Source organism: Variovorax sp. 10N420, from assembly GCF_056394705.1.
The window spans coordinates 1-15,651 of the sequence record NZ_JBFTIJ010000025.1 but is presented as its reverse complement, the minus strand read 5'-3'; the positions used below and the strand labels follow the sequence as shown (position 1 = coordinate 15,651).

Here is a 15,651-nt window from a genome sequence, read left to right as displayed (position 1 = left end):
AGAGGAGGATTTTTCTCCTACCGCTGCTGAGCTATTGTGGCCGGGCCAGCGTATCGGCGAGCTCCCACAGCGACCCCATCTGCCCTGAATGAAAAAGCAAAGGTGGTATGTCCGTCCGCGAAAAGCCATCCACCCGCCCGAGGATGATCGTGTGATCTCCTTCCTGATGGCGCGAATACGTGGAGCATTCGAATGTTGCAACGCTGTGCAGCAGCTTTGCACATCCGTTGGATCCGATTTCGAACTCGTCAGCGAAGCGCTCGAACTTGTCTGGCGCAGGCTTCGCGAAATGCCAAGCGAGGTCGCGCTGCTCGGAACTCAACACGCTGAGGTTGAAAGGCCTTGCTGCTAAGAACGCGTCGGCGCTGCGAGTGTCGTCCCGAATGCTCCACAAGATCAAAGGTGGGTCGAGCGACACCGAGGAGAAGGAGTTGATTGTCATCCCCTCGCGCTTGCCGTCGGGCGTTGTGGTCGTGACGAGGCACACGCCCGTGGGGAATGCGCCCAGCGCCTGGCGGAGTTGGCGAGCGTCGACCGTGTCGGCCTCGTCGCCAGTGATGAGTGCCCAGGAGTACATGGTTGGCCTCCGCGATCAGTACTGTCCCTTGGGCTCCAGGCCGAGCAGGTATTGCCCCACCATCGAAGAAACTGCGTCCCAGTTGAGACTGATATGGCGAGAGATAGCGTTCGCATCGCGCCACATACGTTGAATGGGCTGATTCAGGGACAAGCCCGCACCCCCGACGCTGGCGAACACGGCCTCAACGGCATCGCGTGACAGACGTGCTGCGAAAGCGTGGTCTCGACGGTTTCGAATTCTTTGTTCGACACTGATCGTGTTGCCGTCGAGAGCCATTTGCTCGACTTGTGCGGTGTCCCGGTACAGCAGCAACCGCGCCGCATCGACGCTTGCGGATGCTTCGGCCAAGCGAGACTGGACAGGAAAGAACTCGCTCAGGCGATTGCCACCTCCAGATACGGCGCCGCGGGTGACCCGGCTGCCAGCCAATTCAATCATCTCGTCGACCGCACCTTGAGCAGTTCCGAGGATAGGAGACACCAGGCACACCGGCACCGCGGAGAGGAAAGGGATGCGATAGATCGGATTTGCGTTGACCTTGGTGCCCGGAGGGCAGTTGGACGAAGCTTCCGCGAACGTCAGTTTGCGGTGTGCCGGGATGAAAGTGGGCTTCTCGATCACGACGGCCTTCGAGCCCGTTCCCGCTTGGCCCGCTACATACCAGTTGTCTTCGATAGACCAATCGGATCGGGGAGCGAGCAGAAACCCAGCGGTGGGTGCCGCACCTTTCTCTTCGGGCGGAAACTGGACGCCGAGGAGAGCCCATTGAGAGTTGTCCACGTTGGATGCAAAAAGCCACTTGCCGTGCACAAGGTAGCCTCCGTCGACTTTCTCGGCCATGGTTGCCGGCGCGTATGAACCGCAGACGATGGCGCTGGGGTCTTTGCCCCACACGTCTTCCTGAGCTTGCTCGGGAAACGTGCCGACCAGCCACTGGTGGATGGCGCCCAAAGAACAGCCCCAAGACGATGAGGTGCAGCCGCGTGCAAGTTCGCTAACCACATCGATGAATGCAGTGAAACCGTACTCATAGCCGCCGTATCGGGCAGGTTGCATCAGCTTGAAGAAGCCCGCGTCATGAAAGGCCCGGGTGGTCTCGTCTGACACCCGGCGATCTTGTTCTGTTCGCGGCGCCCGGGCGCGCAGCACCGGGACGAGTTCACTTGCGGATGCAACTAATTGCCCGATCGGAGGGGCGTCAGCCACGGGCGACCTTCGGCCGGGCGCAGGGAGGTCAACGCGGTTCAGTTGTGCGAAGGGAGCAAAGCGGGCGGCGGATTCGGTCATGGAGGTCTCCAAGGTGCTACGGGTTGGGTGAGGCCTCAATTAAAGTCCATAATATTTGCCAACGCAATTAAAAAGAGCCTAGGGTTTACTCTATGCTTCCGGCATCATTTGCTTGTTAAATTGGCCTTTGTGAAACGAAAATCAGGTTCAGTGGTGCCCATCCAGCAGCTTCGACCCAACGGTCGGTCGGCTTCGGAGTTGAATGCGTCTGCAGGAAAAAAGGAAGATCACGATCTGGAGCGTGCGATCCCTTACTTGCTTGCGCGCGCAGGAACACGAATGGGGCAGTCGTTCAGCAAGGAGCTCAAGCAGTTCAAGCTATCGCTGACCGAGTGGCGGGTTTGCGTTGCTCTGCATCACAAGGAGCACCAGCGCCTGTCGGATCTGGCACTGCATACATCAACGGACGCTTCCACGCTCTCAAGAGTGGTGGACGGTCTCTTGCAGCGGGGCATTCTCGTGCGCGAGCGATCGAACGAGGACGCTCGTGCAATCGCTCTCGGTTTGACGGAGGCGGGACGAGAGCTCACGCTCCGAATCATCCCGCTCGCGCAGCTGTACGAGCGCGTGTCGTTGTCTGGGTTGAGCGCCGTGCAGGCAGAGGCGCTTCGAGACATGCTCGCCATGGTCTACGACAACCTAGCGGTTTTGGATACCGAGTGAGGAAACGCGCTTTCCGCACAGGACATCAGTGCCCGACGGGGTGACCTGACGAAATTGCCCGGTGTTCGACTTGAGCGCCGAGCGTCTTCAAATAAAAAGTTTCGGAGACGGCAAAGTGAACATCATCGCGATCGACCTGAACCTCTTCCTTGTCTTTCAGGCGATCTACAACACGCGCAGCGTGACGCTCGCAGGTGATCGCCTTGGCATGACGCAATCCGCCGTGAGCAATGCTCTCAAGCGCATGCGCGAACGCTTCAACGACGTGCTGTTTGTGCGCTCGCCCGAGGGGATGGTCCCAACGCCAGTTGCCGAGCGCCTCATCACCCCCATAGAGGAAGGCCTTGCCTGCCTCGTGCATGCGGTCGATCAGGGAAGAACATTCGAAGCGGCAACATCGACCCGCTTGTTTCGGATCGCGGTCAATGACATTGGACAGTTGGTCATGATGCCCGAGTTGCTCTCTGTCGCTCGCTCTATCGCACCGGGAGTTCGCTTCGAAACGGTGGATGTGTCGATGCCCGAAGCCCGACAGCGGATGCTCCATGGGCAGATCGACATCGCGCTCGGAAGTTGGGAGATGATGGGGCCATCGTTCTATCAGCAACGGCTATTCGATGAGACGTTCGTTGTGCTGATGTCCAAGTCCTCTCCTTTGGCCACCAGAAAGCGCATCGACATCGAGGACTATCTCGCCGCCGAGCATGTCGCCTACCGACCCCAGGGGACAACCGATTTCCAGCTCCAGCAAACCCTCGGCAAGGCAGGGGCGCTGGACCGCCGACAAGTAGTCCTCACAGCCGCGCACTCACTTGGCTTGGCGTCGATCGTCGCCGCCTCCGGACTTCTCATGACGGCGCCGGCCCGGCTCGCGAAGGCGATGGTGGAGTCTCGTTCGGACCTGCGCAGCATCCCTGCGCCCTTCGAAGTGGTGCCATTCGAGATTCACCAGCAGTGGCACGAGCGTTTCCACCAAGACAGCGGCAACCGCTGGTTGCGTGAATTGATATTTGGCCTCTTTCACGTCAAATCGCGTCTCGGCGACGTGCTGCGCCCTCAGGTTGAGTGCGCCTAATCTTCGACTAACGCGTCATCATGCTGCTGATCGGTCAGGGTGTTTCGCCTTCAAACGCACGACCCAGCAACTCTCGCAACGCGGCTCTCTCTAGAGGCCGTGGATTGGGGTATTGGTTTGATACTGCGAGGTCGGCAGCTTGGTCGAGTCCGCTGGAGACCATGCCAATGGATCTCAATGAGACGGGAGCTCCGTGCGATCTCGCAAGTTCAAACATGCCCGAGGGTGCATCCGCGACCATGAGCGCCTTGGCGATGCGGGCCATGGCCGCAGGCGCCGCCTTCGCGTTGTAGCGGAGTGCGTGCGGTAGCACCACTGTGTGCACTTCCGCATGCGGTAAGTCGAACGTCCCGCCTAGCGTATGACACAACTTGTGGTGCAGGCCCATCGACACGGCACCGAGTACAGTGCCGCAAAGCCAGGCGCCGTAGAGCGCGGAGCTGCGCGCTGAGACATCGCGAGGATTCTGTTGCAGTGGTTTCAGCGCCGCGGCGCAGGCGCGTATTCCCTCTTCAGCCATCAGCGCGATCACGGGATTGCCATCATGAGCGTACAGCCCCTCAGCTGCGTGGGCGATTGCGTTGATCGCGCTGGTGACGGTGAGTTCCAGGGGCAGCGACAGCGTGAGCATGGGGTCGTAGACCACGACCCGAGGAAGCACGCGGGGGTTTCGCCCGGTCTTCTTGAGGCCGTTCTCGGTGATTCCATAAATTGGCGTGACCTCGCTGCCCGCGTATGTGGTCGGCACCGCAATGATGGGGAGACCGGCTTCGAGGGCGATCGCTTTTCCGAGTCCGACAGTAGAGCCACCTCCGATCGCCAATGCGCAGTCTGCGTCAAGTTCGACAGCGAGTGCGCGGGCCTTGCGCGCGGTCTCGATTGGCACGTGCATGACAGCTTCGTCGAAGATCGATGCGACACGGCCCGGGAGCCGCTCTGCAATCGCTTGAGCCTGATCGCGCTGGTTCGGCGTGCACATCACCAGTACGCGCTTGGCACCGAGGCGCTCAAGCTCCGCGGGGAGTTGATCAATGCTGTCAGGTCCAAAGACGATTCGCGATGCGTTCGCGGTGTAGACAAAGTTTTCCATCATTAGGCCGGGATGAGCAGATAGTCGACCTGGTGCCGGGAGACGCGTATGTCGCCAAGTTCGCGCTTGACGCGGAGGTGCTCAGGATGTGTCGCATAGGCGCTAAGGCTCTGCGCGTCCTGGAAAACGGTACACAGCCCCACGTCGCAGGCATAGTCGACGTGGCTCGTGTCAATGCCGACCTCAAGCTCGCGAAGGCCTGGGATCTTCCCCAGAAGTCCAATGAATGCGTCGCGCACTACGATGGAATTCCTGCTTCGCTCGGCGGCCGTCGCGCCGGCGACGCGCCACATGACAATGTGTTTGACCTCCATGGCCTTAGTCCTCCCGCGCATTGTTCAAGACGAAGTCGTATTCGAGGGTATAGAAAGGCACATCTGCCTGCGTTCCGTCTGGCGCCGTGCCCGGCTCATGGCGCTTCCAATCCGCGATGAGAGAAGAGCGCACGCCGAAGACAGCATCCGAATCCAGATAGGTCCCGCCTGAGCGGAATACGTGCGTGATCAGCGTCTGGTATCCGGGCGCCTGGATCATGAAGTGCAGGTGCGCCGGCCGCCAAGGGTGGCGCCCGACGGTCTCCAGCATCTGCCCCACCGGCCCGTCGTGAGGGATAGGGTAAGGAACGGCTACGATCGATTTGAAGTGATAGCGCCCATCGTCGCGAGTGGTCAGCCGACCCCTGCCTTGGGCGTGGTCGAGCCCGGGGCGCTGTACATCGTACGAACCTTCATCGTCCGATTGCCACACATCCATCTCTGCATTGGCGATCGGCTCGCCGTGGATTCCGCGGACGATCCCGCTGACAAAACAAGGTTCGCCGGTTGCGCCGTTGGAGATGTCATCGCCGTTGTTGTAGGTCGGCGCATCGTGCACGAAGAAGGGCCCGAACACGGTCGCTTCCGTGCATCCGCTGGGCCTTCGGTTGCACTGAGCTGTGACCAGTGTAGAAAGGCCCAGAACATCGGACAGGAGGATGAACTCTTGTCGCTTGTCATCGGTGATCTTCCCAACGCGGGTAAGAAAGTCGATCCCTGCGGACCATTCCTCTTCGGTGAGTTGAATCTCCCGTGCGAAGTCATGAAGGTGTCGCACAAGGCTGTCCATCACCGTCTTGAGGCGGGAATGGGATGCTCCCGCTTGCGCCTTCAGCACGGCACCGGTGATGGTCCATTCGTCAATGTCAATCATTTGATCTCCATGCTCGGCGGGCGAGCCTGTGCTACTTGAGCTTGAACAACGACATCGCGTTCGTCCGGCCGATCTTCGTGCGGTCCGCCTCACTGATGCTCGCGTCGTTGAACCAGTTCGAGGCGTGATCAACGTTCTCGAAGGGCCAATCGGTCGAGAACAGGATGCGGTCCGAACCGATTTCCAGCATCGCATCGATCAGCGTCTGGGTGCGGAAGTTGCCCGAGGTCGTGAGGTAGAAGTTCTCCTGGAAGTATTCGCAAAGCTTGCGCTTCGCGGGGTATCCCTTGGGTGCCTTCACCCAGGCATTGCGATGATCCACTCGCCACATGTTGTACGGCAGCCCCTCGCCCAAGTGCCCAAGAATGATCTTGAGGGCAGGATGGCGGTCGAAAAGCCCACTTGCCATGAGGCGCAGAGCGTGCACTGCGGTTTCCTGAGCAAACGCCCAAGTGGGTCCGAGCAGCCACGGGTGGCCATCGTAGATCTGCGCCCAACTTTGCAAGGGATTGCGCGGATGCAGATAGAACGGCGCATCGAGACGTTCGGCTACGTCCCAGAACGATTCATATTGCGGCGCATCGTAGTAGACGACATTGTCTGGCGACCCGACTTGCGAGAAGCCATTGACCAAGGCTCCGCGAAAGCCGAGGTCCCTCATGCATCGCTCGAGCTCCTGTGCTGCCTTCTCGGGGTCCTGCATGGGGAGGGCTGCAAAAGCCTGGAAACGGTCGGGTCTCTTTGCAACTTGCTCCGCGAGAAAGTCGTTTGCCCGGACAGAAAGCTCGTAAGCCTTCTTCGGATCAGGTACCGCCTGGACCGCGGGCGCGTTCAGCGAGAGGATCATCATTTCCATGCCGTTCTCGTCCATCTGATGCAGGCGCTTGTCATGGATGTCGAGAAGACGACTGCTGAGTTCGGTCCAGTAGTCACCCGGCACGAACCCAGCTGAATCCTGCAACGTCTCTTGGATTGCGAAGTGCTCCTCGAGGCCGATTTTTCCTTGCATGCGTATCTCCTATGTTCGGCCATAGCCGAGGCCGATTGATTGATGGCAGTTCCACAGCGGCGCTTGCCTTGCTGGTCAATGTATGAGGCTCAGTGCCCTTGGTCGAACGAATTTCCGTGATAGCGAGCATTTGGGAATCGCATGGAGGAAAGGTCGAATGACCGAACGGCTCAAACGGCGTCGTTTCGACGCGCCCGCCCCACGACAGCGCCAAGATCGCCTGACTCGCCGTTCCCTTGGGTAGACCCACCCCATCATTTCCAGATTGCATACGGGACATCAAGAAAATCCGTTGGACCCGACAACGCATGGTGCCGATCATCGGAAGCCTCGCAAACTGCACATTCACGCGAGGCACAGCCTGCGGCTCCCGCCGACGCGCACGCTCTGCCGAATCGTTCCTAGGCATCCCATCGGAGACAAGATTCATGCGCCAAATCGACCTTCATCAACTGGCCGACGATGCCAGGTTCAACCGCTTTCACGGCCTTGTGCTTTGTTGGTGTGCGTTGATCATCGTGTTCGACGGATACGACTTGTCTGTCGTGGGCATCGCACTGCCCTCCATCATGTCAAAGATGGGTGTAGACGCGACCAACGCTGGTTTCATGGTCAGTTCTGCGCTGTTCGGCATGATGTTTGGGGCAATCTTCCTCGGCACCATCGCCGACAAAATCGGCCGCCGCTGGGCCATCTCGATCTGTGTGGGCCTCTTCAGTGTGTTCACTGCCGCAGCCGGACTGGCTAACGATCCGGTGACGTTTGGCACCTTCCGCTTCTTCGCGGGACTGGGTATCGGCGGTGTGATGCCGAATGTTGTGGCGCAGATGACCGAATACTCCCCGAAGAAGATTCGCGCGACCCTCGTCACACTGATGTTCAGCGGTTACGCAGTCGGAGGAATCGTGGCATCCCTGCTCGGCAAAGGTCTTATCGAATCGTATGGTTGGCAATCGGTATTCTTTGCGGCCGGCATACCGATACTGCTGATTCCGCTCATCCTGAAGTCCGTGCCGGAATCGATGCCATTCTTGCTCGCCAAGGGTCGAACTGAGGAGTTGAAGAACATCGTCGGGAGGCTTGATCCGAGTTACAAGCCATTGCCCACTGATCAGTTCGTGGTTCCAGCGAAGGACAGGGCCGACAGTGCGCCGATTAAGCATCTCTTCTACGACGGCCGTGGCTTCAGCACGGTCATGTTCTGGGTCGCCTTTTTCATGTGCCTTTTCATGGTCTTCGCGCTGAGCTCTTGGCTGACGAAGCTGATGGCCAGCGCAGGCTATAGCCTCGGTTCGGCACTAACGTTTGTGCTGGTGCTGAATGTGGGCGCCATGCTGGGGGCGATCGTCGGCGGCTGGCTCGCTGATCGGTTCCACATCAAGTTCGTGCTTGCCGGCATGTATGCGTTGGCGGCTATCTCCTTGGCTCTGCTCGGCTACAAGATGCCGACTCCTGTGCTCTTCCTTCTCATCGGACTAGCTGGCGCGTCAACAATTGGAACCCAGATCGTAGCCAACGCTTACACGGGACAGTTCTATCCGATGGCCGTACGCTCCACGGGCCTTGGTTGGGCGTTGGGCGTTGGCCGCAGCGGGGCGATCCTGGCGCCAATTTTGATTGGCGTATTGGTGGGCATGAACCTGCCGCTGCAGCAGAACTTCATCGCCATCGCCATCCCGGCCGTCATTGGAATGATCGCGGTTCTCTTGATCAATCACGATCGATCGGCTTCGGAGCGGCGGGCTGACGTGAGCTCTGGTGTGGATCCCAGCGCGACGGTTGCGGTAGTGCGCGTCGAAAACGGGATGAGCCGGCATGCGTAGCAGCCCGGGGCCCTTCGGCGAGCAGCATGGCATCTCACAAGCACAGTCGCTGCTGCGCCGTTGCGGTGGGACGGCGCTTGGACCGGACGATCCAAATTCGACAACTTGAAAGAGCAAGATGAACCCCGAGGCTATTAAACAATTGATGCACAGATTCACCGAGTTCATCAACACGGCCGATGAGCGCCTCGCGAAGGAACTCATCGCCAAGGATGCGGTTTTTCATGTGCCGACGCAGACCACGTCATTGCTGGGTCCTGCGGGGTACTTGTTCATTGTCGCGATGATGCGCGGAGGCTTCCCGGACGTGCAGTGGACCCTTGAAGAGATGATCGCGGAAGGCGACAAGGTCGCTGCGCGCTTCACGATGCGCGGCACGCATCGGGGCACCTTCTTAGGAATTCCAGCGACTGAGAAGCGGATCCAAGTGCAGGCGATGAACTTCTATCGGTGGTCCAACGGGCAAATTTCGGGGGAACGTGGCCAGCCCGACATGCTCGGGCTTCTACAGCAGATTGGTGCATTGCCGACACCCTGAAGATTCATGAGCTGCCCCTTCCTAATGGCTCGCTAGGGGCGCACACCTCGACTGCCATGAATACATGGCAGACAAGATGCGCACATTCCGCGCCTCAAAGGCACGTCTTTGGACGCCACAAAGTGCGTGCGTGTCCGCCGTTCGGATACCGCAGCCTGACTGCTGCTCCGAACGAACGTCCGCTATTCGGCGCTCAATCGCGCGGGCTCGATGTCTCCTCAGGGGCCCTTCCCTGTTATTCGCCCTTCGCGCATGAACGACAACAACCAGCCTTTTCCTGCCACGGCCATACGCGCCCTAGTCACCTGATCAACGATCTGGCCAATCGCGGTCCGTGGACACGGCAGAGGTAGCCAAAGACGACGTGCAAGCCTGGTGCTCAGGAAGCATCGCTGTAGAGAAGTGACTATGTGCAAACGGGCAAACGTCCGTAGCTCAAGAACTGAGCAAGAATGCTTCATTCACCAGCATTTCATATCCGCGCCCGTGGACCTGCGCACTCTCCGCTATTTCATCACCGTTCTTGAAGCCGGCAGCCTTTCGCGCGCTGCGGGCAGCCTCTACATCGCTCAGCCCGCTCTGACGGCGCAGATCAAAAAGCTCGAGGCGGAGTTGGGCGCGCAGCTTTTCGATCGCTCGCACGCGGGCGTCACGCCCACACAGGCCGGCGTGCAGCTCTATGAAGATGCGCGCCGTCTGCTGAGTGATGCCGACGCGGTGCGCGAGCGAATCCAGCGCCTTCCGCAGGGGCCGGAAGGCTCGGTCACTGTGGCGCTGCCTTTTCTGCTGGCGTCGCTGCTCATGGGGCCTGTGCTTGGCGCGCTGAAGATCTCGCACCCGCGCATCCGCGTCTTTGTCTTGGACGACCTGAGTCTCGGCGTGAAGAAGGCCATGCTGGACCGGCGCGCGGACCTGGGCGTGCTGGTTGATTCGCCGCAGGTGGAAGGCTTGCAGTGCAGACTGCTGGTGCGCGAAGCCATGTACTTCTGCGGTCACGATGAGGACGGCAGCGTGCGTCGCATGCTGCACAAACCCGGCTCTGCGAATACGGCGAAAGCAGCAAAGCCGGCCCGCCAAAAAAAGAAACCGGCGAGCAGCAGCGACAGCAGCCAACGCCCCGAGATCGATTTTTCCGACGCGGTCGCCCAACCTCTGGTACTGCAATCACGTCGCTTCGCCATCCGTCGAGGGGTGGAGGATGCAGCGGCCGGTCTGGGCCTGTCGCTGAACATCGCGCACGAACAAGACTCCACCCGTGTGATTCGCTCCCTCTACTTGAACGGCGCTGGCTTCACATTCACCCCGGCCTGCGCGCTGAACGACCAGCCGCCACCGCGCCCGAACTGGGTCGTTGCACGCGTCGCAAAGCCCGACCTGCAGCGCACCTATTCGCTGGCCATGCCGGCGGGCAAGCCAATGGACGCGGCAACGCAGGTCGTCAGAGACACCCTCGTCGAACACATAAAGCAGATGATCGAATCGGGCACGTGGGAGGCCGAATGGCTGGCCCGAAGCTGACCAGCCCATCAATTCCGTTGATCCCTGTAGATCAACAAACGGTATTTCCCTGATACCCGGCCTTCTGGAACAGTCGAATCAAGCCCCAAGGCACCGCGCCAGCGGGCATGTTCCAGGAGACACCCATCACTACCCCGATTTCCTTTTCCGCCGCGGCGCAACGGCCCGTTGCCAACGTCGGTGCACTGGTATCGCGAAGCGCTCGCGCCTACGCGAGCCGCGTCGCCATCAAGACCGCCACGCGCAGCCTCAGCTATGCCGAGCTCGAGCGCCGCTCCAACCGTCTGGCCAATGCGCTCCTTGGCATGGGCTTGAAGCGCGGCGACCGCGTGGGCATCTACCTGCCCAACCGGCCCGAGATCGTGGAAGTGGAACTGGCCTGCTACAAGGCCGGGCTCATCAAGGCACCCTTCAACGCACGGCTTTCTCCGTCCGAAGTGGGCGAGATCGCGGCCAACAGCGATGCGGCCGTCATCGTCACCACGGCCGCGCGGGTCGAGTCCTTCGGGTCGCACATCCGCGGCGCGATGCCACACCTGCTGCTGGTGGATGAACAGCCTGCCGCCAGCGGCGAATCCAGTTCGTACGAACACGCGCTGGCCCGCGCAAGCGACGCCTTCGAGCCGGTGGCGGTCACGGCCGACGAGGTCGCGGTGCTTCACTACACATCAGGTTCATCCGGCGTGCTCAAGGCGGCGATGCAGACCTTCGGCAACCGGCTGGCGCAATTGCGCAAGTTCCTGCTGCGCTCCGAGGGCATGAACGAAGGTTCGGTGCTCGGACTGGTGGGCCCGATCACCCACGCATCGGGCATGCAACTGGTGCCGGCGTTGTGCAGCGGCGTGACGATCCGCTTGTTCGACAGCTTCGAGCCCGGTCGCTTCATTGCGGATATGCGCGCCGACCGCGTCACGCACACCTTCATGGTGCCGACGATGATCAACATGCTGCTGGGCGAGTTGGAAGGGCAATACCGTCCGTTGCCGGATCTGGTACGCCTGGGCTATGGCGCTGCACCGATGGCGCCCGCGCGCATCTTGCGGGCGATGGACGTGTTCGGGCCGGTGCTGTCGCAAGGCTATGGCGCGGGCGAGACGACCTCGGGCGTGTGCGCGCTCAGCGTCGCCGATCACCTGTACGCCCGCGCTGCGCGACCCGAACGCCTGGCGTCGTGCGGCAGGCCCTTGCTGGAATGCGACGTGCAGATCCTCGACGACAACGCCCTGCCTGTGGCCACCGGCGAAATCGGCGAGATCGTGGTGGGCGGCGAAGACGTCTTTGCCGGCTACTGGCGCGCGCCCGAACTCACCGCCGAGGTGCTCAAGAACGGCCGCTATCACACCGGCGACCTGGCGCGGATGGACGAGGAAGGCTTCGTCTACATCGTCGATCGCAAGAAGGACATGGTCATCAGCGGGGGCTTCAATGTGTATCCCTCGGAGGTCGAGGCGGTGCTCTACCAGCACGAGGCGATCAAGGAAGCCTGCGTGTTCGCCATTCCCGACGACAAGTGGGGCGAGGCGGTGGCGGCGCATGTAGTGCTCAAGCCCGGCCGGCCGGCGGACGCTCGCCTGCTCGATGCCTTCTGCGGGGAGCGCCTGGCTGGCTTCAAACGCCCGCGTCACATCGAATTCGTCGCCCAGCTGCCCAAGAACCCGAACGGCAAGGTGATGCGCAAGGCAGTTCAGGCGCCCTACTGGGCCGGACAAGAACGAATGGTGAACTGAGATGGACACAACGACTCCCAACGTGAAGGTGCCCGCACCTTTCTTCGCGGGCCCTTTTGAAGGCTCCGAGCGCGCCGCCGAGATCATCGAGCGCGTGCAGCAGTACCTGCATGGCGAGTTGGCCGACCTGGCACGCGAACACAAGGTCGACCAGGAGCACGGCGCGCCGCGCGAGCTGCTGCAGCACGTGTGGCGGCGCTCGCGCGAGCTGGGCTTCTATGGCATGACGCTGCCCTCCAAGATGGGTGGCCTGGGCCTGTCCGTGCTGGACCACGTACTGATCAAGGAAGCCATCTATGCCACGGGCTCGCCCTTTGCGCCGCACGTGTTTGGCGAGCTGAGTGGCCCGCCGCGCGTGGGCGCACTGGCACGCCAAGCCACGCCCGAGCAGATGCGCGACTTCATCATCCCGGTGGCACAGGCCGAGAAGGCGATCTGCTTCGCATTGACTGAGGCGGAGGCGGGCTCCGACGCTGGCGCGGTCCAGACGCACGCTGTGCGGGATGGCGACCACTTCGTCATCACCGGCCGCAAGCGCTTCATTTCGGGCTCGCCCTTCGCCGACTATGCAGTGTTGATGGCTTCCACCGCCGCGGACCCGTCACGCGAACGGGAGGTCTCCGCGTTCTTCGTGGACTTGAACGCGCCCGGCGTGCGGGTGGAGGCTGGCTACAAGACCATGGCCGGACAGAGCAGCACTGGCGACATCGTGTTCGAAGCCGCTCGCGTGCCAGCCGCAAACCTGATCGGCGAGCCGGGCCGCGGCCTGGCGCTGGCCCTGGGGCGCATCACGGTCAACCGGCTCCTGCACTGCCCTGCGATGGTGGGCCTGGCCACCGTGGCGCTTCGCGACGCCCGCGACTACGCTATGCAGCGCAAGCAGTTCGGCCGTGCAATCGGCCAGTTCCAGGCCATCCAGCACATGCTGGCCGAGGCCGCCACCGAGTTGGCCGCGGCCCGCGCGCTGATGATCAACACCGCGCGCCAGATCGACCTGGGCGCCGAGGCTCGCGCAGAGGCGTCGATGGCGAAGCTGTTTTGCTCGGAGACCGCCTTCCGGGTGGCTGACAAGGCGGTGCAGGTGCATGGCGGCGAAGGCATCGTGCAAGGCCGCCGCGTGGAGTTTCTCTTTCGGATGCTGCGCATGTACCGCGTGCTGACCGGCACCAGCGAGATCCAAAAGAACACCATCGCCAAGGAACTGCTCGGCGAGTTGCCGGCGCGCTAAAAGCGCGCCGGTGCGGGCGCCACTGAGGCCCGCACGGCTTTTCCCTTTCCCCTACAAAAGACTGATGGAGACGAGAGACATGAGAGACATCACCCGGCGAACATTGCTGCGCCGCGGCACCGTGGCTGCCGCACTGCTTCCTTTTGCAACGCCATACGCCGTCCTGGCGCAGCAGGACCCCTACCCCAACCACGCCATCAAGTGGGTGGTGCCCTATCTGGCCGGCACAGGTCCTGACATCACCACGCGCATCCTGGCGGAGGCCGTGTCGCCCATCCTCGGTCAGCCGGTCGTCATCGACAACCGCGCGGGCGCGGCGGGCAACATCGGAGCACGCGTGGTTGCCAAGGCACCAGCCGACGGGTACACGTGGATCTATTCCGCAGCGCCGATGGCGGCGAATATGCTCATGTACAAGAGCCCTGGCTACGACGCGTTGAAGGACTTCCGCCACATCATGCGACTGACCAGCTCCGACATCGTGGTTGTGGTGAGTAGCCGGTCGAACATCCGCACCATGCACGAGCTGGTGGCCCAGGCGAAGGCCAACAAGGGGCAAATGAACTACGCATCGGGCGGCGTGGGAACGCCGTCACACCTGGGCGTGGAGATGATGCTCACGTCCGCCGGTGCGCAAGCGACGCATGTGCCTTACAAGGGGGCATCGGAACTGGTCAATGCCGTGATTGGCGACCAGGTGACCTTTGGGGCGCCCATCTTCAGCGTCGCTTATCCACTCGTCAAGGCCGGCCAGCTTCGTGCGTTGGCCGTGGCGGGTTCCAAACGCAACCCCACGCTGCCCGACGTGCCCACGTTGGCCGAGGCGGGCATCAAGGGCGCCGAGTTGACATCGTGGGGCGGAATCTCCGTGCCGGCAGGCACACCTGATGCGGTGGTGGACAAAATCCGGGCGGCCTTTCAGCAGGCGCTGGCCCAGCCCAAGGTGATTGCCGCGCTTCAGCAGCAAGGCGGCCTCGTCGACATCCAGGATTCGGCCGGTTACATCCAGGGTTTCAAACACGAAATGAGTTTCACCGAGGCCATGATGAAGAAGGTGGGGATAGAGCCGATGTAGGCAGCAAGCCAGCGATCGAGCGCTTGGCATCCGTCGTCTCTCACAGGCGTGGCATGTTTGTTTATTCGATCGCCTTGGCCATGTCCTCGACCACCTTCTTGGCGTCGCCGAACACCATCATGGTCTTGTCCATGTAGAACAACTCGTTGTCCAGGCCCGCATAGCCCGCGGCCATGCTGCGCTTGTTCACGATCACCGTCTTGGCCTTGTAGGCCTCCAGGATCGGCATGCCGTAGATGGATGTGCCCTTTTGCAGCGCTGCCGGGTTCACCACGTCGTTGGCGCCCAGGATGATCGCCACGTCGGCCTGGCCGAACTCTCCGTTGATGTCTTCCATCTCGAAGACCTGGTCATAGGGCACTTCGGCCTCGGCCAGCAGCACATTCATGTGGCCGGGCATGCGGCCTGCGACCGGGTGGATCGCGTACTTGACCGTCACACCGTGCTCGGTGAGCTTCTGCGCGAGTTCCTTGACCGCGTGCTGGGCACGTGCCACCGCAAGACCATAGCCCGGCACGATGATCACCGTCTCGGCATTGGAGAGCACGAAGGCCGCATCGTCCGCACTGCCGCTCTTGACCGGGCGCTGCTCCTTCGCACCGCCCGCGCCGGCCGCAGCCGCCTCGCCGCCGAAGCCGCCCAGGATCACGTTGAAGAACGAGCGGTTCATCGCCTTGCACATGATGTAGCTCAGGATCGCGCCGGAGCTGCCCACCAGGCTGCCCGCGACGATCAGCATCGCGTTGTTCAGGCTGAAGCCGATGCCCGCGGCCGCCCAGCCCGAGTAGCTGTTGAGCATCGAGACCACCACCGGCATGTCCGCCCCGCCGATCGGGATGATGATGAGCAC

The 15,651-nt window shown here is 61.6% G+C and carries 15 protein-coding genes; 8 read left to right on the top strand and 7 right to left on the bottom strand.

What is annotated here, in order from left to right; all coding sequences use genetic code 11:
* Positions 1 to 31: 31 nt before the first annotated feature.
* Positions 32 to 577, bottom strand: coding sequence for a flavin reductase family protein (locus AC1DEK_RS29590; RefSeq protein ID WP_478128892.1), 546 nt, complete (start codon positions 575 to 577; stop codon positions 32 to 34).
* A 15-nt stretch (positions 578 to 592) separates the two neighbouring features.
* Entirely contained in the window at positions 593 to 1,867 is a 1,275-nt protein-coding gene (locus AC1DEK_RS29585; RefSeq protein WP_478128891.1) for an acyl-CoA dehydrogenase family protein, read from the bottom strand.
* Positions 1,868 to 2,146: 279 nt separating this feature from the next.
* Between AC1DEK_RS29585 and AC1DEK_RS29580 the strand changes: the two genes are divergently transcribed.
* Both AC1DEK_RS29580 and AC1DEK_RS29575 read left to right on the top strand, forming a co-directional pair.
* Complete coding sequence (locus AC1DEK_RS29580; protein ID WP_478128890.1) at positions 2,147 to 2,530, top strand: MarR family winged helix-turn-helix transcriptional regulator; 384 nt, start codon at positions 2,147 to 2,149, stop codon at positions 2,528 to 2,530.
* Between the two features lie 115 nt (positions 2,531 to 2,645).
* Positions 2,646 to 3,605 (top strand): LysR family transcriptional regulator, encoded by a 960-nt coding sequence (locus tag AC1DEK_RS29575; RefSeq protein WP_478128889.1) that lies wholly within the window; start codon positions 2,646 to 2,648, stop codon positions 3,603 to 3,605.
* Between the two features lie 34 nt (positions 3,606 to 3,639).
* Here the strand turns inward: AC1DEK_RS29575 and AC1DEK_RS29570 are convergent, their stop codons facing one another.
* From AC1DEK_RS29570 to AC1DEK_RS29555, 4 genes are read right to left on the bottom strand one after another with little or no spacing between them, the layout of a single operon-like run.
* A complete protein-coding gene (locus AC1DEK_RS29570) occupies positions 3,640 to 4,695 on the bottom strand; it encodes a maleylacetate reductase (protein ID WP_478128908.1) in 1,056 nt (351 codons plus the stop codon).
* 2 nt (positions 4,696 to 4,697) lie between these two features.
* Positions 4,698 to 5,009 (bottom strand): Dabb family protein, encoded by a 312-nt coding sequence (locus AC1DEK_RS29565; protein WP_478128888.1) that lies wholly within the window; start codon positions 5,007 to 5,009, stop codon positions 4,698 to 4,700.
* Positions 5,010 to 5,013: 4 nt separating this feature from the next.
* Complete coding sequence (locus AC1DEK_RS29560; RefSeq protein WP_478128887.1) at positions 5,014 to 5,883, bottom strand: intradiol ring-cleavage dioxygenase; 870 nt, start codon at positions 5,881 to 5,883, stop codon at positions 5,014 to 5,016.
* A gap of 31 nt (positions 5,884 to 5,914) precedes the next feature.
* The gene (locus AC1DEK_RS29555) at positions 5,915 to 6,892 is read right to left on the bottom strand and encodes an amidohydrolase family protein (protein ID WP_478128886.1); all 978 of its coding nucleotides are present in this window, start codon (positions 6,890 to 6,892) and stop codon (positions 5,915 to 5,917) included.
* Between the two features lie 428 nt (positions 6,893 to 7,320).
* On the opposite strand from AC1DEK_RS29555, the gene AC1DEK_RS29550 reads away from it, so the two are divergent.
* The 6 genes from AC1DEK_RS29550 to AC1DEK_RS29525 all read left to right on the top strand — a co-directional run bounded on the left by AC1DEK_RS29550 (position 7,321) and on the right by AC1DEK_RS29525 (position 14,801).
* Positions 7,321 to 8,715, top strand: a complete 1,395-nt coding sequence (locus tag AC1DEK_RS29550) for an MFS transporter (RefSeq protein ID WP_478128885.1) — start codon at positions 7,321 to 7,323, stop codon at positions 8,713 to 8,715.
* A 145-nt stretch (positions 8,716 to 8,860) separates the two neighbouring features.
* Positions 8,861 to 9,253: an ester cyclase gene (locus AC1DEK_RS29545; protein ID WP_478128884.1), complete on the top strand. Its 393-nt coding sequence runs from the start codon at positions 8,861 to 8,863 to the stop codon at positions 9,251 to 9,253.
* A 486-nt stretch (positions 9,254 to 9,739) separates the two neighbouring features.
* Positions 9,740 to 10,771 carry a LysR family transcriptional regulator gene (locus AC1DEK_RS29540; protein ID WP_478128883.1) on the top strand — a complete coding sequence of 344 codons (1,032 nt, stop codon included), beginning with the start codon at positions 9,740 to 9,742 and terminating at the stop codon, positions 10,769 to 10,771.
* A gap of 107 nt (positions 10,772 to 10,878) precedes the next feature.
* Entirely contained in the window at positions 10,879 to 12,498 is a 1,620-nt protein-coding gene (locus tag AC1DEK_RS29535; protein ID WP_478128882.1) for an AMP-binding protein, read from the top strand.
* 1 nt (position 12,499) lies between these two features.
* Complete coding sequence (locus tag AC1DEK_RS29530; protein ID WP_478128881.1) at positions 12,500 to 13,726, top strand: acyl-CoA dehydrogenase family protein; 1,227 nt, start codon at positions 12,500 to 12,502, stop codon at positions 13,724 to 13,726.
* 79 nt (positions 13,727 to 13,805) lie between these two features.
* Positions 13,806 to 14,801: a Bug family tripartite tricarboxylate transporter substrate binding protein gene (locus AC1DEK_RS29525; RefSeq protein ID WP_478128880.1), complete on the top strand. Its 996-nt coding sequence runs from the start codon at positions 13,806 to 13,808 to the stop codon at positions 14,799 to 14,801.
* 61 nt (positions 14,802 to 14,862) lie between these two features.
* Here AC1DEK_RS29525 and AC1DEK_RS29520 read toward each other — a convergent pair.
* A partial coding sequence (locus AC1DEK_RS29520; RefSeq protein ID WP_478128879.1) for an NAD(P)(+) transhydrogenase (Re/Si-specific) subunit beta occupies positions 14,863 to 15,651 on the bottom strand: 789 nt, incomplete at its 5' end.